This window comes from Kitasatospora sp. NEAU-CNBT7, assembly GCF_057220535.1.
In genome coordinates this window covers 1-23,316 of record NZ_JBXQQB010000014.1, presented here as the reverse complement: position 1 = coordinate 23,316, position 23,316 = coordinate 1, and the positions used below count along the sequence as shown (strand labels likewise).

General features: G+C 73.2%; 21 protein-coding genes and 1 rRNA gene. 4 read left to right on the top strand and 18 right to left on the bottom strand.

Going from position 1 to position 23,316, the window contains the following annotated elements; all coding sequences use genetic code 11:
• Positions 1 to 338 precede the first annotated feature (338 nt).
• The 8 genes from AC2TEW_RS19470 to AC2TEW_RS19435 all read right to left on the bottom strand — a co-directional run bounded on the left by AC2TEW_RS19470 (position 339) and on the right by AC2TEW_RS19435 (position 9,857).
• Complete coding sequence (locus AC2TEW_RS19470; protein WP_484624626.1) at positions 339 to 1,514, bottom strand: DUF6099 family protein; 1,176 nt, start codon at positions 1,512 to 1,514, stop codon at positions 339 to 341.
• A gap of 175 nt (positions 1,515 to 1,689) precedes the next feature.
• On the bottom strand, positions 1,690 to 2,097 hold the full coding sequence (locus AC2TEW_RS19465; protein WP_484624732.1) for a nucleotide pyrophosphohydrolase: 408 nt from the start codon (positions 2,095 to 2,097) through the stop codon (positions 1,690 to 1,692).
• Positions 2,098 to 2,416: 319 nt separating this feature from the next.
• On the bottom strand, positions 2,417 to 3,685 hold the full coding sequence (locus AC2TEW_RS19460) for an AAA family ATPase (RefSeq protein WP_484624625.1): 1,269 nt from the start codon (positions 3,683 to 3,685) through the stop codon (positions 2,417 to 2,419).
• A gap of 172 nt (positions 3,686 to 3,857) precedes the next feature.
• Complete coding sequence (locus AC2TEW_RS19455; RefSeq protein WP_484624624.1) at positions 3,858 to 4,685, bottom strand: putative RNA methyltransferase; 828 nt, start codon at positions 4,683 to 4,685, stop codon at positions 3,858 to 3,860.
• Between the two features lie 77 nt (positions 4,686 to 4,762).
• Entirely contained in the window at positions 4,763 to 5,182 is a 420-nt protein-coding gene (locus AC2TEW_RS19450) for a fic family toxin-antitoxin system, toxin component (protein WP_484624623.1), read from the bottom strand.
• Positions 5,179 to 5,421 carry a toxin-antitoxin system HicB family antitoxin gene (locus AC2TEW_RS19445; RefSeq protein ID WP_033818080.1) on the bottom strand — a complete coding sequence of 81 codons (243 nt, stop codon included), beginning with the start codon at positions 5,419 to 5,421 and terminating at the stop codon, positions 5,179 to 5,181. The genes AC2TEW_RS19450 and AC2TEW_RS19445 overlap by 4 nt, the downstream gene beginning before the upstream one ends.
• Positions 5,422 to 6,002: 581 nt before the next feature.
• Positions 6,003 to 7,358: a class I SAM-dependent RNA methyltransferase gene (locus tag AC2TEW_RS19440; protein ID WP_484624731.1), complete on the bottom strand. Its 1,356-nt coding sequence runs from the start codon at positions 7,356 to 7,358 to the stop codon at positions 6,003 to 6,005.
• 435 nt (positions 7,359 to 7,793) lie between these two features.
• Complete coding sequence (locus AC2TEW_RS19435; protein ID WP_484624622.1) at positions 7,794 to 9,857, bottom strand: APC family permease; 2,064 nt, start codon at positions 9,855 to 9,857, stop codon at positions 7,794 to 7,796.
• Between the two features lie 256 nt (positions 9,858 to 10,113).
• On the opposite strand from AC2TEW_RS19435, the gene AC2TEW_RS19430 reads away from it, so the two are divergent.
• Positions 10,114 to 10,782 carry a potassium channel family protein gene (locus AC2TEW_RS19430; protein ID WP_033818078.1) on the top strand — a complete coding sequence of 223 codons (669 nt, stop codon included), beginning with the start codon at positions 10,114 to 10,116 and terminating at the stop codon, positions 10,780 to 10,782.
• On the top strand, positions 10,782 to 11,453 hold the full coding sequence (locus AC2TEW_RS19425) for a potassium channel family protein (protein ID WP_033818077.1): 672 nt from the start codon (positions 10,782 to 10,784) through the stop codon (positions 11,451 to 11,453). The genes AC2TEW_RS19430 and AC2TEW_RS19425 overlap by 1 nt, the downstream gene beginning before the upstream one ends.
• A 108-nt stretch (positions 11,454 to 11,561) precedes the next feature.
• On the opposite strand, the gene AC2TEW_RS19420 is transcribed toward AC2TEW_RS19425, so the two are convergent.
• The 4 genes from AC2TEW_RS19420 to AC2TEW_RS19405 all read right to left on the bottom strand — a co-directional run bounded on the left by AC2TEW_RS19420 (position 11,562) and on the right by AC2TEW_RS19405 (position 16,082).
• Entirely contained in the window at positions 11,562 to 12,344 is a 783-nt protein-coding gene (locus tag AC2TEW_RS19420; protein ID WP_484624621.1) for a DUF3159 domain-containing protein, read from the bottom strand.
• Positions 12,341 to 12,751, bottom strand: a complete 411-nt coding sequence (locus AC2TEW_RS19415) for an OB-fold nucleic acid binding domain-containing protein (RefSeq protein WP_484624620.1) — start codon at positions 12,749 to 12,751, stop codon at positions 12,341 to 12,343. The genes AC2TEW_RS19420 and AC2TEW_RS19415 overlap by 4 nt, the downstream gene beginning before the upstream one ends.
• A 62-nt stretch (positions 12,752 to 12,813) precedes the next feature.
• Complete coding sequence (locus AC2TEW_RS19410) at positions 12,814 to 13,494, bottom strand: response regulator (RefSeq protein ID WP_033818075.1); 681 nt, start codon at positions 13,492 to 13,494, stop codon at positions 12,814 to 12,816.
• A complete protein-coding gene (locus tag AC2TEW_RS19405) occupies positions 13,491 to 16,082 on the bottom strand; it encodes an ATP-binding protein (RefSeq protein ID WP_484624619.1) in 2,592 nt (863 codons plus the stop codon). The genes AC2TEW_RS19410 and AC2TEW_RS19405 overlap by 4 nt, the downstream gene beginning before the upstream one ends.
• A gap of 193 nt (positions 16,083 to 16,275) precedes the next feature.
• On the opposite strand from AC2TEW_RS19405, the gene AC2TEW_RS19400 reads away from it, so the two are divergent.
• Together AC2TEW_RS19400 and AC2TEW_RS19395 are read left to right on the top strand one after the other, a co-directional pair.
• The gene (locus tag AC2TEW_RS19400; RefSeq protein WP_484624618.1) at positions 16,276 to 17,478 is read left to right on the top strand and encodes an ROK family protein; all 1,203 of its coding nucleotides are present in this window, start codon (positions 16,276 to 16,278) and stop codon (positions 17,476 to 17,478) included.
• A 153-nt stretch (positions 17,479 to 17,631) separates the two neighbouring features.
• Positions 17,632 to 18,981 (top strand): LLM class flavin-dependent oxidoreductase, encoded by a 1,350-nt coding sequence (locus AC2TEW_RS19395; RefSeq protein ID WP_484624616.1) that lies wholly within the window; start codon positions 17,632 to 17,634, stop codon positions 18,979 to 18,981.
• Here the strand turns inward: AC2TEW_RS19395 and AC2TEW_RS19390 are convergent.
• The 6 genes from AC2TEW_RS19390 to rrf all read right to left on the bottom strand — a co-directional run bounded on the left by AC2TEW_RS19390 (position 18,969) and on the right by rrf (position 23,286).
• Positions 18,969 to 19,853 (bottom strand): TauD/TfdA dioxygenase family protein, encoded by an 885-nt coding sequence (locus AC2TEW_RS19390; RefSeq protein WP_484624615.1) that lies wholly within the window; start codon positions 19,851 to 19,853, stop codon positions 18,969 to 18,971. The two genes, AC2TEW_RS19395 and AC2TEW_RS19390, sit on opposite strands and share 13 nt — an antisense overlap.
• A gap of 84 nt (positions 19,854 to 19,937) precedes the next feature.
• Entirely contained in the window at positions 19,938 to 20,819 is an 882-nt protein-coding gene (locus tag AC2TEW_RS19385) for an ABC transporter permease (protein WP_484624614.1), read from the bottom strand.
• Positions 20,816 to 21,640: an ABC transporter ATP-binding protein gene (locus AC2TEW_RS19380; protein ID WP_484624613.1), complete on the bottom strand. Its 825-nt coding sequence runs from the start codon at positions 21,638 to 21,640 to the stop codon at positions 20,816 to 20,818. Before AC2TEW_RS19380 ends, AC2TEW_RS19385 begins: the two co-directional genes overlap by 4 nt.
• A 3-nt stretch (positions 21,641 to 21,643) precedes the next feature.
• Positions 21,644 to 22,555 (bottom strand): ABC transporter substrate-binding protein, encoded by a 912-nt coding sequence (locus AC2TEW_RS19375; protein WP_484624612.1) that lies wholly within the window; start codon positions 22,553 to 22,555, stop codon positions 21,644 to 21,646.
• 370 nt (positions 22,556 to 22,925) lie between these two features.
• On the bottom strand, positions 22,926 to 23,021 hold the full coding sequence (locus tag AC2TEW_RS19370; protein WP_484624611.1) for a putative leader peptide: 96 nt from the start codon (positions 23,019 to 23,021) through the stop codon (positions 22,926 to 22,928).
• A 142-nt stretch (positions 23,022 to 23,163) separates the two neighbouring features.
• A 5S ribosomal RNA gene (gene rrf / locus AC2TEW_RS19365) occupies positions 23,164 to 23,286 on the bottom strand.
• Between the last annotated feature and the right edge of the window lie 30 nt (positions 23,287 to 23,316).

Genomic DNA, 23,316 nt, shown 5'->3' with positions numbered 1-23,316 from the left:
TCTCTCCCCCCCCCTTTTTTCTCCCTCCTCCTTCCACAAAAAGGGGGAACCACCAGGCCCGCTGCCGTCCGTCACAGCCACGGGCGCTGTCCCGGGCGCCGGTACAGGTTTTGTCCCGGGCACCGGCACCGGCGCTGTCACGGCCGCGGCGGGTACGGCGCGACGGGCGCGATGTGGTGCAGCGGTCGGCCCCCCGCGCTAGCCGAGCGGGGCGGCGGACCGCAAACCCGGCTCACCCCTGGGGCTGACGCCGGAAGGGGGTTGGACCTCATCGGGTGGTCTGCGGTGACCGGCCGCCGCCAGGACTCGTTGGACCGGCGGCACCGACATCCGTCGCATCACACCGCACTACCGAGCTGGAGGGGCCCCCTCATGTCCGAGCCCTGGTCCGAGACGCCCGCCGCGCCGCAGGGGCCCGCCGCCCCCGCCGTTCCGACGGCGCCCACGAGCCTGTTGGAGCAGATGCAGGAGCTGCTCGCCTCCATCAGCACCGACCTGGCCGGGCTCGACGCCGACCTGCAGTCGGCCGGAGCCAGGGCGGCCGACGAGGCCATCGCTCCCGAGGGTGCGGTCTCCGGTGTCCCGGCCGCCACGGGTTCGTCCGAGGCCACCGGCTCCGGTCGGTAGTCACCGGCGCCGGGCGGCCCGAGCGGGACGACCAGTATCGGCAGCGGTTGCCCGGCCGGCGGCCCGGCGGCCGCCGTCACCGGCTCCCTGGCCCCGGCGCCGGGCATCCCCGCCACCCGGGACGCAGCAGGCAGCGGCGGCCGGGCCGCCGCGTGAGCCCCGTCCAGGACGTCACTCAGGTCCAGCTCGTCCGGCAGCCGCCCGCCGTCCGCCCAGCCGTCCATCGGGTGGTCCGCCGAGTCGGCCTCCGAAGCGCCCATCGGCCCGTCGGCTACGCCGTCGGCGGGACCGTCGACGAGTCCGTCCGCGAGGTGCCCGGCCTGCGGCTCGTCGACGCCCTCCGGGCACTCCGATCCGTCCGGCTCCCCCGGTGGCGCCCCGGACTCCCGGCGGACCGTCCGGAGCAGTTCGGCGACCAGGTCCTTGCACTCGGCCCCGGCGTCCACGCCGTCGATGCAGCGCCAGTAGACGCTCTCGGCCTCCGCGCCGCAGGCGAGCACGACCAAGGTCTCGGCGACCTCGTTCAGCAGGATGCCGAGGGCGAGCAGTACCGGCTCCAGCTCGCCGAGCTCGCCCATCCGCTCGACCCGGCCGTTCCCCGACCACTCCGCCGACCACTCGTCCGGCCCGCACCACTCGCCCTCGACCTGGGCGGACCACTCCGCTTCGGCGTCGGGCGGCTGCTCCAAGCAGCTCGCCGTATGGCTTCCGGCGTCGCACAGCAACTGTCCGAGCGCGGCCAGCTCGCCGGTCTCCCGCCCGGCGATCCGTGCTCCGACGGCCTCGGTCAGCAGACCGGCCTGCCAGGCCTCCAGCAGGGCGTCCGGCACCGTCCTCGCCTCGGCCAGGGCGTGCCGGGCGGTCTTGATGAGTCGCAGCGCGTCCATACCCGCCGCTCCCTTCGCTCACGTCGGACCGCCGCCGTCGGGGCGGCGGATCACGACGCAAGACTGCTGGCCGGGCCGGACTCCGTCAGCCCCCCAGCGGATTCCTGTGGACAACTCGGCCCTGTGGATAACTCAGGTCCCCCACACGGGTGTACCGGAGCCGCCGCGGCGAGGGTCAGCCGTCCGTGGCGCCCTTCCCGCCGGCCCGGTCGGTCCCCGCGGTCCCATCGGCCCGGTCGGTCCCCGCGACCCCGTCAGCCCGGTCGGCCCGGGACCCGGGGACCGGGAAGCGCAGCTCGTTCCGGTCGATCTTCGCCGCCAGCGCGGCCAGCGGATCGACGCCCACCGACGCACAGAACTGGAGCAGGTAGGCCAGGACGTCGGCCACCTCGTCCCGGACCCGGTGGGCTTCGCCGGGATCCGTCATCACCGTGGCCGCCTGTTCGGGTGTCAGCCACTGGAAGATCTCCAGCAACTCCCCGGCCTCGACGCTCAGCGCGGCGGCCAGGTTCTTCGGGGTGTGGAACGGCTGCCAGGCCCGCGCCGCCGCGAACGCGGCCAGCCTTTCCTGCAGCTCGACCAGCGAGGGCGCCCCGCCACCACCTGCGGGAACGGAGTCGGCAGGAAGGGAGCCGGCGGAGTCGGCGGCTGATTCGTGGGGGGACCCGGCCGGGCCCGGAGTCTGTCGTTCGGTCACCCGTCAGGTCTACCTCATCCCACGCACACCTCACCCCACGCAGCCCGCATCCCCATCAACCCCAGGTCCCCACCAGCCTCAGCCCCGCACACCAGGCGCACCCCGCCCCACAGGCGCACCCCGCACGCCAGCCGCACCCCGCCCCGCCCCGCCCCGCCCCGCCCCGCCAACTGCACCCCAACCGCAGCGTCAGGGCCGCCGCGCATCAGGGCTGCCGCGCGTCCGCGCTCCCCTGCGGCGGTACCCGCAGGGCCTCCGGCCGCTGCAGCACGCTGTGCCCGGTCGCCGGGTCCCGTCGGCACTCGACCAGTTCCACCCCGCCCACCTCCCGGGCGGCGGCCGGCTCCTGCAGCGCACCGAGCACCCGGATGTCCTCCTTGGCGCACACCTCGCTGGCCAGCCGCAGCAGCGAGGCCGTCTGTTCGGTGCCGAGGCCGGCGCCCAGGTCCTCGGCGAGCAGGGTCAGCTGACGGTGCGCCGGCGGGATCTCGACCGCCGCGTCGACGTCGATCACGCCTGCCCCGGTGAGCAGCACCGCCGCGAACGCGAGCAGCCGCAGCATGCCGTCCGAGGCCTGGTCGGCGCCGGTGCGGCCGAGCACGCCCTCGTCGAAGACCGCGAGCAGCCGCTCCTGCGCCTCGCTGCCGCGGAAGGCGATGTCGAGGCCGAGCAGCGGGTGCGGCGCCGCCGCCTGGACGGCTTTCAGCAGCCGCCCGTAGCGACGGGTGCACTCGGCCTTGAGGCGGGCCAGGACGGCGGAGATGTTGGCGGCGGTGCCGATCAGCCGGGCCTGCGGGTCGGGCCGGGTCCAGCCGCGCATCGCGGCGGGGACGGGGTGCAGCGGGAAGACCTCGCGCAGGGCCGTGAGCAGGTGCTCGGCGGCGGTCACCACCTTCTGCTCGCCCGGCGAGGATCCGGCGACCCGCAGCGGGATCTGCGCGGTGATCAGGCTGCCGCTCGGGAAGGGGGCCCGGATGTCACCCTGGCGGGTGTCGTTGTGCCAGGTGACGTTGACCCGGCCGTGCGGCACGTCCTGCTCGCCGGTCTCGACCAGGGTCTCGCCGCCCAGCGTCAGCCACTCCCGGGCGATCCGGACCTGGCCGTCGGTGCGGACCACCACCTCCAGCCGGATCGGTCCGGCGTACGAGCGGACGGTGCAGCCGAGGATGATCGCGTTCCGGCCGTGCGGGACGCAGCCGAGCAGTCCGCCCCGGACGGGGGCGGCGAGCGGGCCGCTGAGCGCGCCGGTGCCGTCCAGCGAGGACCTGATCTCCTCGCCGAGCGCGAGCCGGGAGAGCACCGCGAGGGCGTCCAGCGCGTTGGACTTCCCGACGCCCGAAGGCCCGTGCAGGACGGTCAGCGGCGAGAGCGGGAGTGTGGCCCTGCGGTAGGACTTGAAGGAGGTGAGCCGGAGTTCCTCGACCGTCGGACGGAGGGTGGAACGAGGCGCACACTGGACGGCTTCGCTGGTCACCCAGAGGACCCTAGCCCGCGCCTGATCAGCAGAAACGTGCCTCCGGCGGCCATTCACCCCAATGAGTCAGCAGCGGGTCGCGGGGTCAACGGCGGGTCACGGGACCAGCAGCGGGTCGCGGTGCCAGCGGCGGGTCGCGGGGCCAGCAGCGGGCCAGCAGCGGGTCACGGGGTCAACGGTAGGTCGACACCAGCACCGAGCCGGTCACCTCGACCGGCTCCGGCAGCGCGGCGAGGGCGTCCGCCAGCCTGGCCGGGTCGGTGTGCCAGGCGCTGGGGCCCATCCCGACCACTGCCGCCGCGTCCTGGTGCGACAGCCGCAGGCGGAAGTCGACCTCCACCCGGTCCGAGCGGTCGAACCAGGGCCCGAGCTTCTCGTCGATCCGGCGTTCCTTGTCCTCGTCGACCGAGAGCAGGCCGAGGGCGCCAACCAGTTCGCGCAGGTGCCGGGAGGTCGGCGAGACCACCAGCAGGCGTCCGCCCGGGCGCAGCACCCGGCGCAGCTCGGGGCCGTTGCGCGGGGCGAACACGTTGAGCACCAGCTCGGCGCAGCCGTCCAGCAGCGGCAGCGGCCGCCAGGCGTCGCAGACCACCGCGCCGATCCGCGGGTGCGCCTTCGCGGCGCGGCGCAGCGCGTACTTGGAGATGTCGAGGGCGGCGCCCGGCCGGTCGCCGCCGAGGCGGTCGAGGACGTGCGCCAGGTAGTGGCCGGTGCCGGCGCCCAGGTCGGCGACCAGGCCGGGCCCGGCGCCGCGGGCGGCCTCGGCGAGCGCGTCGGCGACCGGTCGGTAGTGGCCGGCCGCCAGGAAGTCCGCGCGGGCGGCGACCATCTCGGCGGTGTCGCCGGTCCCGGTGTGCGCGTCGCCCGGCAGCAGGCTGACGTATCCCTGCCTGGCCTGGTCGAAACTGTGCCCGGCGGCGCAGCGCAGGGTGCGGCCGTGCAGGACGAGGTGCTGCGCGCAGTGCGGGCAGGCCAGGTGGGGCTCGATGTCCTGCAGCAAGGTGGTTCGTTCCTCATGATCCGGGGCGGGGCCCCAGCCTACTCAGTCCCGCCCGCGGTCCTGCCGTGGCCGCTCGGTCAGTCGTCCTCCTCGTCCTCGCCGCCGACCTCCTCGCCCTCGGCCTCGTCGACCACCCAGGCGGAGAGCCGTTCGGCCACTCCGGTGACGCCGAGCTTGCCCTCCCGGATGGCCCGGGCCAGGCTGCGCACCTCGCGTGCGGTGGTGGCGACGCTGCAGCCGCTGGCCACCAGGTAGGAGTACGCGACGGCGGTGGCGAACAGCTCGTTGCTGCGCTCCAGCGCGGGCACCCGGATGAGCTGGTGCATCAGGGCGGCGGCGCGGTCCTGCGGCTCGGGGTAGACCGCGATGTCGAAGATCTCGGCCTGGTGGCGGGCGACCGCGGCCAGCAGTGATCCGTAGTCGATGACCTGCGGATCACCGGGGGTGTACTGCTCAGCGGTCATGAGCAGCCACGAGAGGTCGACCTCGAGGTTCAACGGCGCCCGCCCTGGGACTCGCCGGGGCCGTGCTCGCCGAATTCGGCCAGGAAGGCCGTCTCGTACTCCTTCATGAACTGCGCGGCGGTGTCGACGAACAGTCGCCCGGCCTCGCCCATGTCCTGCTGGACGAGCTTCTCAATGTACTGGTTCATGCTGATCCCCTGCTGCTCGGCCCGCTCCCGGGCCATCTCGGCGGTGGTCGCATCCACCCTGACGTTCAGCTGCTTCTTGGCCATAGTTCAAGCTAGCGCTGGGGTGCTAGCACGGCAAGGGCGCACGGGGGTCGCCGCCCGCTCCCCTGAGATGTCCGCTCACGCCCCGCCGGAAACCAGCCACCGCCCGTACCGTTCATACGCTTTCCCCGCAGGCGAGTTGAAGCGTGATCAGGGCCGCGCCCGCTCGGGTCCCGCGGATGCCGCCCGGCACGGGGGGACCGGATGACGGGAACCACCGGAAACCGCACGTCCGACCGCCCGACCGCCTCTCCCGTACGCCGCCGGACCACCTGCTGCCGCCCCCGGGCCGGCGGCCGCACCGGCCCGCCCACGCCCCCCGGCTCCGGCCGCCTCCGGCGGCAGGGCGCCGGCGGAGCACGGTCCGCAGGAATGTCCAGAAGTCACCCCCGGCCCCCGGCCCCCACGAACCCACCACCCCGCATCCCCCGCGCCCCCGTGCCCCCGCCTCCCGCCGGCACCCGCACCCCTCACCAGCACCAGCACCAGCACCAGCACCAGCACCGAAACGACCGGCCCGGTCGAGTCCACGGACTCGACCGGGCCGGTCGGACGCCCCGAAGGGCCCTGCTCACACCTCGGGCTCAGGCGGTACGGGCCGCGCCCTGCACCGGCTCCAGGATCGCCACGCACTCGAAGTGGTGGGTCATCGGGAACAGGTCGAAGGCCCGCAGCGAGACCGGCCGGTAGCCGCCCTCGCGGAAGTAGGCCAGGTCGCGGGCGAGCGCCGCCGGGTCGCAGGCCACGTACGCGATCCGGCGGGCCTCCAGGCCGGCCAGGTGGGCGATGGTCTCGCGGCCCGCGCCCGCGCGCGGCGGGTCCAGGACGATCAGGTCGGTGGAGGTGATCCCGGTGCGCGGCAGCAGGGTCTCCACCTTGTCGCACTCGATCCGGACGTTCTCCAGGGCGGCCAGGTTGTGCCGGGCGTCGATGACGGCCTGCTTGCCGGACTCGATGCCGAGCACCGCGCCGTCGTCGCCGACCCGCTCGGCGAGTGCGCCCGCGAACAGGCCGACACCGCAGTACAGGTCGAGCGCGCTCTCGCCCCACTGCGGGTCGAGACCCTCCAGCACCGCCGACACCAGGGTGTCCGGCGCCTCCGGGTGGATCTGCCAGAAGCCGCCGTTGGAGACCCGCCAGGTCCGGCCCGCGGCCACCTCGCGGACGAAGGTGCGGCCGTGCACCCGGTGGAAGTTGTCGTGGTCGTCGATCCGGGAGATCGACACCGGCCGGTCCAGCTCGACGATCGGCAGCTGGGCGCCCACCTCGGGGACCAGCACCACCTGGCGGTCCGAGGACCCGGTCGCCGCGATCACGTCCACCGACTCGACGCCCGGCCAGCTGCGCGCCTCGACGCCCAGCTCGCTGACGCCCTCGGCGGCGATCAGGCAGCGGTCGACCGGCTGGATGTCGTGCGAGCGGTGCTTGCGCAGACCGACCGAGCCGCTGGCCGGGTCGACCACGTACTGCACCCGGGTGCGCCAGGCCGGAACCGCGCCGGGCGGCAGCTTGCCGCCGACCGGCTCGACGCTGCCGTCCCAGCCCGCCTCCGCCGCCGTCAGCCCGGCCAGCTTGGCGAGCTGCTCGGTGAGCACCTGGCCCTTGAGCTTGCGCTGGCCGCCCGGGGTCACGTGCTGCCAGTCGCAGCCGCCGCACTTGCCGGGGCCGGCGAACGGGCACGGCGCCTCGATCCGCTCCTTCGCGGCCTCCAGGACCTCCACCGCGTCGCCCCGCAGGAAGCGCGACTTGGTGGTGCCCTCGGTGATCTCGACGATCACCCGCTCCCCGGGCAGCGTGTGCCGGACGAACAGCACCCGGCCCTCGTGCCGGGCCACGCAGTGCCCGCCGCCGTGCGCCACCGGGCCGACCTCGACCTCGTAGCGCTCGCCGACCAGCGGCTCGCCGGGCGGGGCCTTCACCGCGGTCTCGGCGGTGCGCAGCGCCTTCGGCGGCCGCACGGCCTGCTTGCGCGGCTGGCGGGCCTTGGGCGCCGCCGCACGGTCCTGGCCCTCGCCCGCCGCACCCCGGGCCGGCTTCCCGGCGCCGGCGGCCTTGGACGCGCCCTTGGCGGCGGCCCCCTTGGCGGGGGTGGCCTTGCCGGCCTCGCCCTTGGCCTTCGAGGCGGACTTCGGGCCGCCCTTCATCGCGCTCTTCGGCACGGCCGTCGGCCGGTCCTCGGACCGCTCCGACTCGCCGGGCGCCAGCGGCGCGGTCTGGGCCGTGAAGCCGTCGCGGTCGGTGGCGGACGGCCTGGCGGGCCGGTTGCTCCACCGCGGGTGGGCCACCTGCCCCGGCTTGCCGCCGGTCTTGGCGCCGGACCGGCTCGGCCGGCCGGAGGAGCGGGGCGGGGTGTTGCGGGTCACTGGCATGCGTCCTTACGCGAGCGGTGCGGAGTCGTCGCGCGGGCCGGAGCCCACGCTCTGCTGGTCGTCGGAGCTGGCCGCGGGCCGGTGCCGGGGCTCGCCACGGCGGACGGCACCCGGAGCGGACCAGGCCTTCTGCGGCTTGCGCCGCTCGGAGGACTCCAACTGCCAGGGTACGGAAGTCACCATCACCCCGGGCTTGAACAGCAGCCGGCCCTTGAGCCGCAGCGCGCTCTGGTTGTGCAGCAGGTGCTCGTACCAGTGCCCGACCACGTACTCCGGGATGTACACCGAGACCACGTCGCGCGGGCTGGAGCGGCGCAGGTTCTTGACGTACTCCAGCACCGGGCCGGTGATCTCGCGGTACGGCGAGTCGAGGACCTTCAGCGGCACCTCGATGCCGCGCTCGTCCCACTCGCCGCGCAGCGCCGCGGTGTCGACCGGGTCGACGTTGACGGTGACGGCCTCCAGCGTGCTCGCCCGGGCGAGGCGGGCGTAGGCGAGGGCGCGCAGGGCGGGCTTGTGCAGCTTGGAGACCAGCACGATGGCGTGCACCCGGGTGGGCAGCACGACGTCGTCCGCCTCCTCGGCGGCGACCAGTTCGGCGGAGACCCGCTCGTAGTGGCGGCGGATCGCCTTCATCATCACGAACAGCACCACCATGGTGGCGATGGCGATCCAGGCGTGGCTGATCTTGGTGGCGAGCACCACGATCAGCACAGCCATGGTCATCACCAGGCCGAAGGCGTTGATCGCCCGGCTGCGCTGCATGTGGGAGCGCTTCTTGGGGTCGGTCTCGGTGCGCAGCAGCCGGGTCCAGTGCCGGATCATGCCGGACTGGCTCATGTTGAAGGAGACGAAGACGCCGACGATGTACAGCTGGATCAGCCGGGTCGGGTCGGCGTCGAAGGCGACGATGAACAGGATCGCCGCGCCGGCCAGCAGGATGATGCCGTTGGAGAAGGCCAGCCGGTCGCCGCGGGTGTGCAGCTGGCGCGGCAGGTAGCGGTCCTGGGCGAGGATCGAGCCGAGCACCGGGAAGCCGTTGAAGGCGGTGTTGGCGGCCAGCACCAGGATCAGGCCGGTGACGGCGGCGACGAAGTAGAAGCCGGGCGTGAAGTTGGAGAACACCGACTCGGAGATCTGCGCCAGCGCGGTCTTCTGGTGGTAGTCGCCGGGCGCGCCGATCAGCTGCTCGGTGGGGTTCTCGGCCATCTGGACGCCGGTCAGGCGGGCCAGCCAGATGATGCCCATGAACATCACGACCGCGATGGAGGCCATCATCAGCAGCGTGGTGGCGGCGTTCTTGCTCTTCGGCTTGCGGAAGGCCGGCACGCCGTTGGAGATCGCCTCCACACCGGTGAGCGCGGCACAGCCCGAGGAGAACGCCTTGAGCAGCAGGAACACCATCGCGAAGCCGGCCAGCGATTCGTTGCCCGGGGTGGCCTCCAGGTGGAAGCCGGAGCTCTCGGCGTTCATGTCCTGGCCGAGCCCGAAGTGCCGGAACGCGCCGTAGCCGACCATGCCGATGACGCCGACCATGAAGGCGTACGTCGGGACGGCGAACGCGCTGCCGGACTCCCGGACGCCGCGCAGGTTCATGCCCATCAGCACGATCACCACGACGACCGACAGGCCGAGCTCGTGGCCGCGCAGCGAGGGCACCGCGGAGACCACGTTGGCGACGCCGGAGGTGGTGGAGACCGCCACCGTGAGGATGTAGTCCACCAGCAGGGCGCTGGCGACCACCAGCCCGGAGTTCGGGCCGTGGTTGACGGTGGCGACCTCGTAGTCGCCGCCGCCGCTGGGGTACGCGTGCACGTTCTGCCGGTACGACGCGACCACCGCCAGCATCACGATCGCGACGACGACGCCGATCTGCCAGGAGAAGTGGATCGCCGAGGCCCCGGCCAGGGACAGGGTGAGCAGGATCTCCTCGGGGGCGTAGGCGACGGACGACAGGGCGTCCGAGGCGAACACGGGCAGCGCGATGCGCTTGGACAGCAGGGTCTCCCCCAGCTTGTCGCTGCGCAGCGCGCGCCCGATCAGGATGCGTTTCGGAAGGTCAGCAGGCATAGGCACATCAAGGAATCGTAGGGGCTGCCGACAACGGAGCCGACGACCGGTGCCCCCTTGGTCGAGCCTGCGTTCGGCCGACCGGCTAGCGTGTCGGATGATGAGGTTGCGGGCAGCACTCCAGTTGCCCCTGCACAGACCCGGTTCGCGCACTTGAAGGCGGAACCGACGGATCGCCCACGAAACCAGGGCGCGGAAGGACGATGAGCGGTGTTTGCGCAGGTCATTAACCCAACGGACAGGGTGAGGTAGTCCCGTGCACATCGTCATCATGGGTTGCGGCCGCGTGGGCTCGGCCCTCGCCAGAGCACTCGAGAAACAGGGTCACTCGGTCGCCGTGGTCGACCAGGACCCGACCGCGTTCCGGCGGCTGGGTGCCGGATTCAACGGCCGCCGGGTGACCGGCGTGGGCTTCGACCAGGACACCCTGCGCGAGGCCGGCATCGAGGAGGCGGGCGCGTTCGCCGCCGTCTCCAGCGGTGACAACTCCAACATCATCGCCGCCCGGGTGGCCCGGGAGAACTTCGGCGTCGAGCACGTCGCCGCCCGGATCTACGACCCCCGCCGCGCCGAGGTCTACCAGCGCCTGGGGATCCCGACCGTCGCCACCGTCCGCTGGACGGCCGACCAGATGCTGCGCCGGCTGCTGCCCAGCGGCGCCGAGCCGCTGTGGCAGGACCCGAGCGGCAGCGTGCAGCTGGCCGAGGTCGCGTTCGCGCACGAGTGGGTCGGGCACAAGCTGAGCGCGCTGGAGGAGGCCGCGGGCGTCCGGGTCGCGTTCGTCACCCGGCTCGGCGAGGGCACCCTGCCCACGCCGTCGATGGTGGTCCAGGAGGGCGACCTGGTCCACGTCATGCTGCGCCGCTCCGAGCTGGCGTCGGTCGAGGCCGCGTTCGCGCAGGGCCCCGAGGAGGAGGGTCACTGATGCGAGTCGCCATTGCCGGGGCCGGTGCGGTCGGCCGCTCGATCGCGGGCGAGCTGCTGGAGAACGGCCACGAGGTCCTGCTGATCGACAAGAACCCGAACTCCATCTCGGTGGAGCGGGTCCCGATGGCCGAGTGGCTGCTCGCGGACGCCTGCGAGATCACCTCGCTGGACGAGGCCGCCCTGCAGCGCTGCCACGTGGTGATCGCCGCCACCGGCGACGACAAGGTCAACCTGGTCGTCTCGCTGCTGGCCAAGACCGAGTACGGCGTGCCGCGGGTGGTCGCCCGGGTGAACAACCCGAAGAACGAGTGGCTCTTCAACGAGTCCTGGGGCGTGGACGTCGCCGTCTCCACCCCGCGCCTGATGTCGGCGCTGGTCGAGGAGGCCGTCAGCGTCGGCGACCTGGTCCGGCTGATGCGCTTCAGCCAGGGCAACGCCAACCTGGTCGAGCTGACCCTGGCGGACGACGCCCGGCTGGTCGGCACCCGGGTCGGGGACGTCGAGTGGCCGGTGGACACCGCGCTGGTGAGCATCATCCGCGAGGGCCGGGTGCTGGTGCCCGCCAAGGACGACACCCTGGAGGGCGGCGACGAGCTGCTCTTCGTGGCCGCCCAGGAGCGCGAGGAGGAGCTGGAGGACCTGCTCTCCGCCGAGACCGGCGCGAAGTAGTCCCCCCCGCCCCCGCAGACGCGAAGAGGGGCCGTACCCGGTCGGGTACGGCCCCTCTTCGCGTCGGTTCCCCGCGTCGGTTCTCCGCGCCGGTCGGGCCCGGCGGGCTCAGTCCTCGATCTCCGCCTTGATCGGCGCCGGGGCCTTGAGCAGGATCCGCCAGGTCACGTACATCGCCAGTACCAGTGCCGGGATGCCGAGGGCCGTCTTGAGCCAGCCGAGCAGCGTGGTGTTGTGGGTGAAGTACAGCGGGAAGAGGATCACCGGCTTGATGCCCATGATCACCACCCAGGCCCAGGTGGCCTTGGTGTACGCGGCCAGCCGGCCGGGGTTCTGCTTGCGCCAGGTGAACATCTCGCCGGTGACCGGGCCGAGCATCAGGCCGACCAGCGGCCAGCGCACCAGCGCCGAGACGGCCAGCGCCAGGCAGTAGCCGACGTTGTAGAGCAGCCCGGGCAGGTAGAAGTCCTCGGCCTTGCCGGTCTTCATCGCGATCCAGGCGCCGATCGCCACCCCGAAGACGCCGCTGAAGGCGTGCTGGATGGTCTCCCGCCGGGCCAGCCGCACCACGACGAACAGGGCGCTGAGGCCGAGCGCGGCCCAGGCGGCGGCGGCCACCTGGTGGGTGATGTTGAAGGTGAGGATGAAGACCAGACCCGGAAGGGTCATGTCGATCATGCCGCGGACCCCGCCGAAGGCCTTCATCACGGTGTCGGCGGCCTCCTTGGAGGCCGCTTCGTCCGCCGCCCTGCGGTCGGCCTCGGACTGCTCCCACTGCTCGGCCGCCGACGTCACCACCGTCTCGGTCAGCGTGTGGTCGACGTATCCGGCGAGGTCGTCGCCGGGGGCGGCGGTGCGGGCGGCGGGCTCGCCGCCGGGCAGGTTGGTCACGCTGATTCGCTCCCGTGTCCGACCGGACGCAGCTCGTACCGAGGGTTGAAGAGCACGCGGCGGCCGCGTGCGTGGCTGATCCGGCCGCTGGCGATGAGCCGGCGGCCCGGCTCTATGCCGACGATCGAACGGCGGCCCAGCCAGACCACGTCGAGCGCGTCGCTGCCGTCGAAGAGCTCCGCCTCCAGCGCGGGCACCCCGGCCCGGGGCCGGAGCGTCACAGTGCGCAGGGTGCCGGCCACGGTGACCACCTCGCGGTCGCCGCAGCTCGCGATCGGCATGCACCCGGACTCCGCGGTGTCCTGCCGCAGCTCCTCGGCCTCGAGCTCTTCCGGGGAGGAGGTCAGCCGGCTGAGCATCCGCCGGAACCGGCCCTGCGGCTGCCCGCTGCTGTTGTCACCACTCATGCCGGAAGGGTACCGGTTTCGCCGCCCCCGGTGGCAGGTCTCCAGGTCAGCGCCGCGGGCGGTCACGGCTCGAAGCGGTAGCCCATGCCCGGCTCGGTGATGAAGTGCCGCGGGTGCGAAGGGTCGGCCTCCAGCTTGCGGCGCAGCTGTGCGAGGTAGACCCGCAGGTAGTTGGTCTCCTTGTGGTACGCCGGGCCCCAGACCTCCTGGAGCAGCTGGGTCTGGCTGACCAGCCGGCCCGAGTTGCGGACCAGCACCTCGACCAGGTGCCACTCGGTCGGGGTGAGGCGGATGTCGACGCCGTCCCGGTTGACCTTCTTGGCGGCCAGGTCGACGGTGAAGGTCTCGGTGGTGACCACCGAGTCGTCCTCGCCGGCCACCGGCTCGGCCCGGCGCACCGCCGCCCGCATCCGGGCCAGCAGCTCGTCCATCCCGAACGGCTTGGTGACGTAGTCGTCGGCGCCGGCGTCCAGCGCCTCGACCTTCTCGTCGGAGGCGTGCCGGGCGGACAGCACGATGATCGGCACCCTGGTCCAGCCGCGCAGCCCGCGGATCACGTCCACGCCGTCCATGTCCGGCAGGCCCAGGTCGAGCACCACCACGTCGGGGTGGCGGGCGGCGGCCAGTTCGAGGGCGCTCGCACCGTCGTGGGCGGCGTCCACCTCGTACTTCCGGGCCTTCAGATTGATCACCAGGGCGCGGACGATCTGCGGTTCGTCGTCCACGACGAGGACCCGGGTCATACGGGCTCCGCCTTTCGGTCGGTCGGCATCGGCTGGTGGTCGGGCAGGTCGACGGCGGGCAGGGTGACCACCATGGTGAGCCCGCCGCCCGGGGTGTCCTCGGCGGCCACGGTGCCGCCCATCGCCTCGACGAAGCCGCGGGCGACGGCCAGGCCGAGGCCGACGCCGGCGCCGCGCGGGGCGTCGCCGTAGCGCTGGAACGGCGCGAAGATCCGCTCGCGGGCCTCCTCGGGCACCCCGGGCCCGCGGTCGACGATCCGCAGCTCCACCCGGCCGTCGGCGCCGGCCGGCTTCAGGGCGTCCGCCTTCACCAGCACCCGGTGGCCGTCGGGGCTGTACTTGACGGCGTTCTCGATCAGGTTGGCGAGCGCCCGCTCCAGCAGCCCGGCGTCGGCGTGGATCATCGGCAGGGTCTCCGGCACGTCCAGCCGGACCTCCTCGGGCGGCACCCCGCCGAGCGCGTACGGCACCACCTCGTCCAGGTCGGTGGGCTGGATCAGCGGGGTCACCGTGCCGGTCTGCAGCCGGCTCATGTCGAGCAGGTTGTTGATCAGGTGGTCGAGCCGGTCGGCGCCGGTCTCGATGCCGGCCAGCAGCTCGGCCTCGTCCTCCTCGTCCCACTCGACGTCCGCCGAGCGCAGCGAGGTGACGGCGGCCTTGATGCCCGCCAGCGGGGTGCGCAGGTCGTGCGAGACGGCGGCGAGCAGCGCGGTACGGATCCGGTTTCCCTCGGCCTCGCGGCGGGCGGCGGCGGCCTCCCCGGCCAGCCGGCGGCGGTCCAGCAGCACCGCGGCCTGGGCGGCGAACGCGCCGAGCAGCCGGCGGTCCTCGGCGGGCAGCACCCGGCCGCGCAGCACCAGCGCCAGCCGGTCGCCGACGGGCACGTCCACGTCGGCCTGCTCGGGGCGGGCCGGCGGGTGCGCCCCGCTGGCCGCGAGGGTCTGCCACGGGCCGTGCGGGTCCGGGCGCTCCAGCAGCGCGGCCGCCCCGGCCTGGAAGGTCTCCCGGACCTGGTCGAGCAGGGCGGTCAGCACGCTGTCGCCGCCCGGCAGCGCCTCCCCGGCGGGCGCGCCGCGCAGCACGGTGCCGGCCAGCGCGCTCAGGGTCTGCGCCTCGGCCTGGCTGCGGGCGGCCTGGTGGGTGCGGCGGGCCGCCAGGTCGACCACCGAGGCGACCGCGATGGCGACCGCCGTGAAGATCGCCACGGCCAGGATGTTCTGCGGCTCGGAGATGGAGAAGGTGTGCAGCGGCGGGGTGAAGAAGTAGTTCAGCGCGCTGGAGCCGATCAGCGCCGAGGCGACGGCCGGCAGCAGCCCGCCGACCAGCGCGGCGCAGACCGTCAGCGACAGGAACAGCAGCATGTCGGTGGGCAGCCCGAAGGAGTGCACCTGGGTGAGCAGCAGCGCCAGCAGCGGCGGCCCCGCCACCCCGATCAGCCAGCCCGCGACCTTGCGGGTCCGGCCGAGGTCGGTGATCCGCCGGACCGGGATCCGGCCGCGGCCCGCCGCCGCGTGCTCGTGGGTGACCATGTGGACGTCGATGTCGCCGGAGTCCCGGGTGACGGTCGAACCGACCCCGGGCCCGTACACGTACTGCCAGGGGCGGCGGCGGCTGCTGCCGAGCACGATCTGGGTGGCGTTGACGCCGCGGGCGAACGCCAGCAGGCCGGCCGCCGGTTCGTCGCCGAGCACGGTGTGGAAGCTGCCGCCGAGGCTCTCCACCAGCGCCCGCTGCTCGATCAGCGCGTGCGGCGAGCCCTCGCCGGACAGGCCGTCCGAACGGGCGATGTGCACCGCCAGCAGTTCACCGCCGGCGCCGCGGTCGGCGATCCGGGCGGCCCGGCGGATCAGGGTGGCGCCCTCGGGCCCGCCGGTCAGGCCGACCACGATCCGCTCGCGGGCCTGCCAGGTGCCCTGGATGCCCTGCTCGGCCCGGTAGCGCTGGAGGTACTCGTCGACCCGGTCGGCCGTCCAGAGCAGGGCCAGCTCGCGCAGCGCGGTCAGGTTGCCGGGCCGGAAGTAGTTGCCCAGCGCGGCGTCGATCTTCTCCGGGGCGTACACGTTGCCGTGCGCGAGGCGGCGGCGCAGCGCCTGCGGCGACATGTCGACCAGCTCGATCTGGTCGGCCCGGCGGACCACCTCGTCCGGGACGGTCTCGCGCTGCCGCACGCCCGTGATGCCCTCGACCACGTCGCCGAGCGACTCGAGGTGCTGGATGTTGACGGTCGACACCACGTCGATGCCGGCCGCCAGCAGCTCCTCGACGTCCTGCCAGCGCTTGGCGTTGCGACTGCCGGGGATGTTGGTGTGGGCGAGCTCGTCGACCAGGGCCACCTGCGGGCGGCGGGCCAGCAGCGCGTCCAGGTCGAGCTCGGCGAACTGCGCGCCGCGGTGGGTCAGCAGCCGGCGCGGGACCGTCTCCAGGCCGTCGGCGAGCGCGGCCGTCAGCGGGCGGTCGTGGTCCTCGACCAGACCGGCCACCACGTCGGTCCCGCGGTCCTGCCGCCGGTGTGCCTCGGAGAGCATGGCGTACGTCTTCCCCACCCCGGGGGCGGCCCCCAGGTAGATCCGCAGCCTGCCGCGTGCCATGAGCACCATTCTGGTCCGGCCCGGGGGAGATCACCCCGGACAACTGTTCGCCACCTGCGACACTACGGCTTTCCGGGTGAATCTCCCTGGTTGGCTACGGTTCAACGGTGGTTTTAGCACGTTATTGACGGCCCGACCGGCGGTTCACGCCGCCGCCACGGCCGTGCAACACCCCGCCGGGACAATCGACCGCATGCTCTCCCTGGTCGCCCCCGTCCCCGCCGGCCGCGCACCGCTGCCCGTCGAGGGCGGCGGCGTCGGCGCCGTCCTGCGCACCGTCCTGGCCGACGGACCGCTCACCAGGGCCGCACTCGGCCGGGCCACCGGCCTCAGCCCCGCCGCCGTCTCCCGGCACACCGCCGACCTGAGCGCACTCGGCCTGCTGCGCGAACTCCCGCCCCCGGACGGCCCGCCCCGGGCCGGCCGACCCCAGCTCCCGCTGGACATCGACACCCGCCACCACCTGGCGGCCGGCGTGCACATCGGGGTGCCCTGGCTCACCTTCGGCCTGCTGGACCTGCGCGGCCGGGTGGTCGCCCACGAGCGGCTGCCCCGGCGCGGCGACGCCGCCGCCGTGCTGCGCACCGTCCGCAGCCACCTGCCCGGCTTCACCGCCCGCCGGGCAGCCGGCCGCTCCCTGCTCGGCCTCGGCGTGGTCACCGGCGGCTGGGTCGACTCCGAGCGCGGCACCGTGGTCGAGCACGGACCGCTGGGCTGGCACGACGTCCCCGTTCGCGACCTGCTGGCCGGGGCCACCCGGCTGCCCGTCCACCTCGACGGGCACGCCCGCGCACTCGCCCAGGCCGAGCTGCTGTTCGGCGCGGGCACCGGCGCCACCGGACTGGTCCAGCTATTCGTCGGCAACGTGGTCGACGCCGCCATCGCCACCGGTGGCACCGTCCTGCGCGGCCACCGCTCCCGGGCCGGCGACATCGGCCACCTCCCGGTCCCCGGCTCCACCGAGCCCTGCACCTGCGGCCGGACCGGCTGCCTGGAGGCCACCGTCTCGCAGGACACCGTGGCCCGCCGCGCGCACACCGGCGGGCTGATCCCGGCACCCGACTTCGACCTGCTGCTGCGGCTGGCCGCCGGCGGCGACCCCGCGGCCCGGCGGCTGCTGGAGGAACGGCTGGAGCGGACCGCGCCGGCCGCCGCCCTGCTGATCGACGTGCTCAACCCCGACGTCCTGGTGGTCAGCGAGGGCGGCCTGCTGACCCTGCCCGACCTCACCGGCCACCTCCGGGACCACGTGCTGCGGCACACCAGGGCGCAGCCCCCGCCGCTGGTCACCGGCGCCTCCTTCGGCCGGGACGTCCTCGCCGTCGCCGCCTGCGCCGGAGTGCTGGACAGCGCCTACCAGCGCCCGATGGAGCTGCGGACCGCACGGGCACTGTGACCACCGGCGCGGTGACCACGCGCACCGTGGTGCTGCCGCACCGTCAACGCGGCATTAATTCCACGACCCGGCGAATCGTTGTCCGGCCCGCCGACCGCCTGGACGATGGCAGCTGACCCCCTTCACCTCCTCCGGAACCGGAGCCCTTTCGCCATGCCCGAAGACCGCCAGCTGCACTTCAACCTGTTCCTGATGGGCGTCGGCCACCACGAGGCCGCCTGGCGCCACCCGCGGACCGACCCCGGCCGGGCCGCCGACATCGCGCACTTCCAGCACCTCGCCCAGGCCGCCGAGGCCGCCGCCTTCGACTCGGTCTTCCTCGCCGACGGCGTCGAGGCCCGCACCGCCGGCGGCTGGGGCCTGATCAGCCACTTCGAGCCGTTCACGCTGCTCACCTCGCTCGCCGTGGTGACCGAGCGGATCGGCCTGATCGGCACCGTCTCCACCGGCTTCTCCGAGCCGTACAACCTGGCCCGCCAGTTCGCCTCGCTCGACCACATCAGCCACGGCCGGGCCGGCTGGAACATCGTCACCTCGGCCGGCGACCGCGCCGCGCAGAACTTCGGCCGCGACGCCAACCAGGAGCACGCCGTCCGCTACCGGCGCGCCGACGAGTTCCTCCAGGTCGCCACCGCCCTGTGGGACAGCTGGGAGGACGGCGCGCTGCTGCTCGACCGCGAACGCGGCACCTTCGCCGACCCCGCCAAGGTGCACGAGATCGACCACGTCGGCGAGCACTTCAAGGTCCGCGGCCCGCTGAACATCCCGCGCAGCCCGCAGGGCCACCCCCTGCTGGTCCAGGCCGGCTCCTCCGACAACGGCCGCGCGTTCGCGGCCCGTTGGGCCGAGGCCGTGTTCACCGCCCAGCAGACCCTCGCCGAGGGGCAGTCCTTCTACGCCGCCCTCAAGCGGCAGGCCGCCGACGCCGGCCGCGACCCGGCCGGCCTCAAGGTGCTCCCCGGCGTGGTCCCGGTGCTCGGCTCCACCGAGGCCGAGGCCAAGGCACTCGACCAGGAACTCGACGACCTGATCGACCCGGCCCGGGCGATCGACGTCCTGTCCACCGTCCTCGGCGTCGACCTCACCGACCACCCCCTGGACGCCCCGCTGCCGCCGCTGCCCCCGGTCACCGAGATCAACGGCGCCAAGAGCCGCTTCGAGCTGATCCGCGACCTCGCCGAACGCGACCGCCTGACCCTGCGCCAACTGGTCGGCCGGCTCGGCGGCGGCCGCGGCCACCAGGTCGTCGTCGGCACCCCCGAACAGCTCGCCGACCACATCGAACGGTGGTTCACCGAAGGCGCCGCCGACGGCTTCAACATCATGCCGCCGATCCTGCCCGACGGCCTGACCCACTTCACCGAGCACGTGCTGCCGATCCTGCGCCGGCGCGGCCTGTTCCGCGACGGCTACACCGGCCGCACCCTGCGCGAGCACTACGGCCTGCCCCGGCCCGCCGTGCGCCGGGCTCCACGTGCGCCGGGAGACCGTCAGGAGGTGTAGTGCCCCGCCTCGTCACCCTCGATCAGGTAACTGCCCTCACCGCTGACCCCCACCGGGACGTCACCGGCCACCGTCACCCGGTGCAGCCGCCGCGGCAGGTCGTCGTAGTCGTCCGGCGCGTAGTGCTGGGTCGCCCGGTTGTCGAAGAGCACCACGTCCCCCACCGCCCACCGCCAGCGCACCACGTTCTCCGGCCGCGTCACGTACGACTGCAGGGTCCGCAGCAGATCCCGCGAGGCGTCCGTCGGCAGGCCGACGATCCGGTCCGCGAACCCGCCGATGAACAGCCCCCGCTCCCCGGTCTCCGGGTGCACCCGCACCACCGGGTGCGCGGTCCGGTACCGCCGCGCGGTGAACACCCGGCGCCGCTCCTGCTCCGCCTCGTCCAGCGGCTTGCCCTCTGCGTAGTCGTACGCGTTGGTGTGCTCGGCCCACAGCCGGTCGGCGAACTCCCGCAGCGCCTGCGGCAGATCACGGTACGCGGCCTGCGCGTCCGCGATCAGCGTGTTGCCGCCGTACGCGGGCACCACCAGGCTGCGCAGGGTGCTCGCCTTGGGCGGCGTGCGGACGAAGGTGACATCGGTGTGCCAGCGGTTCGCCCGCCCCTCCTCACCGTCGACCGGCAGCACGTGCGGCTGCCCCTCCAGCGCCGGCACGGTCGGGTGAGCGGTGGTCAACGGCCCGAACCGGGCGGCGAACCGGGTCTGGCCGTCGTCGTCCAGCCGCTGCTCCCGGAAGAACAGCGCCTTGTGGGCGAGCAGCGCGCCGTTCAGCTCCTCGACGGTCGCCTCGTCCAGCTCCCCGGCGAGGTCGAGCCCGGTGATCTCGGCGCCGATCCGGCCGCCGACCTTGTGGATCCCGAAACTGGTCATGGTGCGGTGTCCTCTCACGGATGGTGGTGGATCAGTCGGTACGGGCACCGGCACGCGCGGGGCACGGCCCGGCACCCGGCGTGCTCAGCCGCCCAGCGGGGCCCGCCAGGCGGTGAACCTGCGTTCCAGCAGCACCAGCGCCTGGTTGAAGACCACCCCGATGACGGAGATCGTGACGATGCCCGCGTACATCTGCGGGATCGCGAAGTTGTACTGCGAGGCGTTGACCAGATAGCCCAGCCCGGCCTTCGCCCCGACCATCTCGGCCGCCACCAGCACCAGGATCGACACCGCTCCGGCCAGCCGGACGCCCGTGAACACGACCGGCACCGACGCCGGCAGGATCACCTTCTGGAACGTCCGCGGCGCCGACAGACCGAGCGACCGGGCCAGCCGCAGCAAGGTGGGATCGACACTGCGCACCGCGCTGATGGTGTTCAGCAGGATCGGCCACACGCAGGCGTACAGCACGATCGAGATCTTCGAGGTCTCGCCGATGCCCAGGATCAGCGTGAACACCGGCAGCAGCGCCAACGCGGCCGTGTTGCGGAAGAGTTCGAGCAGCGGACCGAGCAGACCCGCCAGCCGCCGGTACCAGCCGATCAGCAGGCCGAGCGGTACCCCGATCACCACCGCGAGACCGAAGCCGGTAAACGAACGGGTGAGACTGGCCGTGGTGTTGGCGGCCAGCTGGCCGTTCTCCAGCAGCCCGAGCCAGGCGTCCGCCACCTCGCTGAACGGCGGCAGGAAGGTCCGGTCCACCAGGCCGAGCCGCGGGGCGAGTTCCCACCCCGCGAGCAGCACGCCGATCGCCAGGGTCCTGGTCAGGGCGCCGAGCAGCAGCCCGGCCACCGTCGAGCGCAGCCGGCGCGCGGGAGCCACCGGCGCCGTCGGGGCCGCGGGCGTGGCCGGCCGGGCGGCGGTGCGGGCCGCCTCCTTCGCCACGGTGCCGATACCGGTGCTCATACCGGGCTCACCTCCCGCTCCAACTGCTGGGTCCGGGTCACCTCGTCGTGCAGCAGGGCCCAGATCTCGTGCCGGTACCGGGCGAACTCCGGGCTGGAGCGCAGGTCCTGGTCCTGCGCCCGGTCGCCGAGGTCGATCGGGACGACCTGCTTGACCCTTCCCGGTCGCGAGGTCATCACCGCCACCCTCCCGCCGAGGAAGACGGCCTCCTCGATGCCGTGCGTGATGAACAGCACCGTCTTGCCGGTGCGCTCCCAGATCCGCAGCAGCTCGGCCTGCAGCGACTCCCTGGTCTGGGCATCGAGGGCCGCGAACGGCTCGTCCATCAACAGCACTTCGGGGTCGTAGGCGAGACTCCGGGCAATCGCCACCCGCTGCTTCATCCCGCCGGACAGCTCGTGCGGATGCCGGTCCTCGAACCCCGCCAGGCCCACCAGCGCCAGGTACTCCCGGGCCCGGGCGGAGCGTCGGCGGCGTGGTACGCCGATCGCCTCCAGGCCGAACTCGACGTTCCCCTGGGCGGTCCGCCAGGGCAGCAGCGCGTACTGCTGGAACACCGTGGAGCGGTCCGGGCCCGGGCCGATCACCGGCACTCCGTCGAGCAGGATCTCGCCGGAGCTCGGCGCGGTCAGCCCGCCCAGCAGATCCAGCAGGGTCGACTTGCCGCAGCCGCTCGGTCCGACGAGCGCGGTGAACTCACCGGCGGCGATGTCCAGATCGACCCGGTCGACGGCGAGGAACTCGGCGCGGCCGCGGGCCCCGGCCCGGCCGCGGACGGGAAAGGTCTTGCTGACCGAACGGAAGGAGATCTGTGCGCCCATCGCTCAACTCCTGCTCGCGGAAGGGGAGACGGCCGGCGCAGACGCGCCGTCGAAGCCGTTGTAGGCGTTGGAGTAGAGGTCGCCCGGCCTGATCTGACCGGCCTTGATGTCGCCGTGCGAGACCAGCCAGTCGATCCACAGCTGGAAGTCCTGGTCCGCGACCCGGCCGCCGGGCGCCGCCACACCGAACGACTTCCAGAACTGCAGGGCGCCCGGATCCTCGTTGCGGGCACGGCGCTTGACGATCTCCACACTGCGGGCGATCACCTCGGCCCGCGGGGTGCTCCGGCTCCACTCGATCGCCTTGGCCACCCCGGTGACGAAGGTCCGGGAGGTCTCCGGATTCCGTTCGAGGAAGCGTTCGGTCATCACGAAGGTGCCGGCGTTGAACGCCCCGAGCAGGTCGAAGTCGCTGAACAGCGGCCGGATGCCGCCGGCGGCCAGCGCCTTGTCGCGGAGCACACCGCCCAGGACGGCCACCTCGACCTGCCGCTGCCGCAGCGCCTGCTCCGTGTTGACCGGCGGCAGCACGGTCGGTTCCACCTTCGCCACCTCGGCGGCGGACAGACCGCCGCGCTGGAGGTAGATGTCGAGAAGGGCCTCCGCGTGCGCGCCGAGGGTGTTCATCGCGACCTTCTTCCGGAGCACGTCGCGAGGGCCCTGGATCGGGCTGTCCGCCAGCACGTAGTAACCGCTGAAGGCGTCCCGGTCGACACCGTAGTAGCTGATCACCGACTTCACCGGCGCCCCGGCGGCGACCAGTTTGATCACCGCACCGTTGAAGGCACCGCCGACATCGGTCTGACCGGTCGCGGCCGACTGGATGTCCTGCGGCCCGCTGATCGTGTTGCCGACCCACTCCAGCTTCACACCACCCAAGTAGCCCAGGTCCTCGGCGAGTTCGGGCAACGTCACCTGGCCCGCCGAACCTTGGTACCTGACTCTCCCGGTCTCCGGGCCCCCTCCCCCCGAGGCGGAGGCACGCCCGCACGCGGCGGTGACCGCCCCCAGGGCGGCGAGTGAGAGGAACTGACGACGGGAGGCGGCAGGCATGGCGGAATCCTTCGCAGGCAGCAGGGTGCGCGCCGTGCCGCCCGGCAGCTCGGGCACCGGGTCGGACGCGCGGAAAAGGACGTGACGCTCCGGCCACCCGGCCCGACGGAACGGTCAAGGAGGCGGTCGCGCGGGAAGCGGAGAACGGGACATGCGACGCGCGGCGGGAACCCGGCCAACAGAAGCCGGCCGACAGCCGGACGGCGAGCGGCCCCACCCGGCCGGAACCAGGTCAGCGGCAGACGGCACAGAGGGCGCTCGCGTGCCGTCGAAGATCGACGTGCAGGCGGCCCACAAGGCTCACGGCTACGGCTTGACTCACGCCCATCAGCGTTCCAGCCGGCGTCCTGGCCGGTCAACGAATGTTCCGGTGCCGGAAGAAACCCTTCCCATGCCGCCCCTGCGCAGCAATGGTCCGGAAATGCGAGAAGCCCCTCCGGGACACCCGGAGGGGCTTCTACTGAAAAATTGTTCGGCGGCGTCCTACTCTCCCACAGGGTCCCCCCTGCAGTACCATCGGCGCTATGAGGCTTAGCTTCAGCTTCCGGGTTCGGAATGTAACCGGGCGTTTCCCTCACGCTATGACCACCGAAACACTATGAAACTGTCAACCGCACCACACC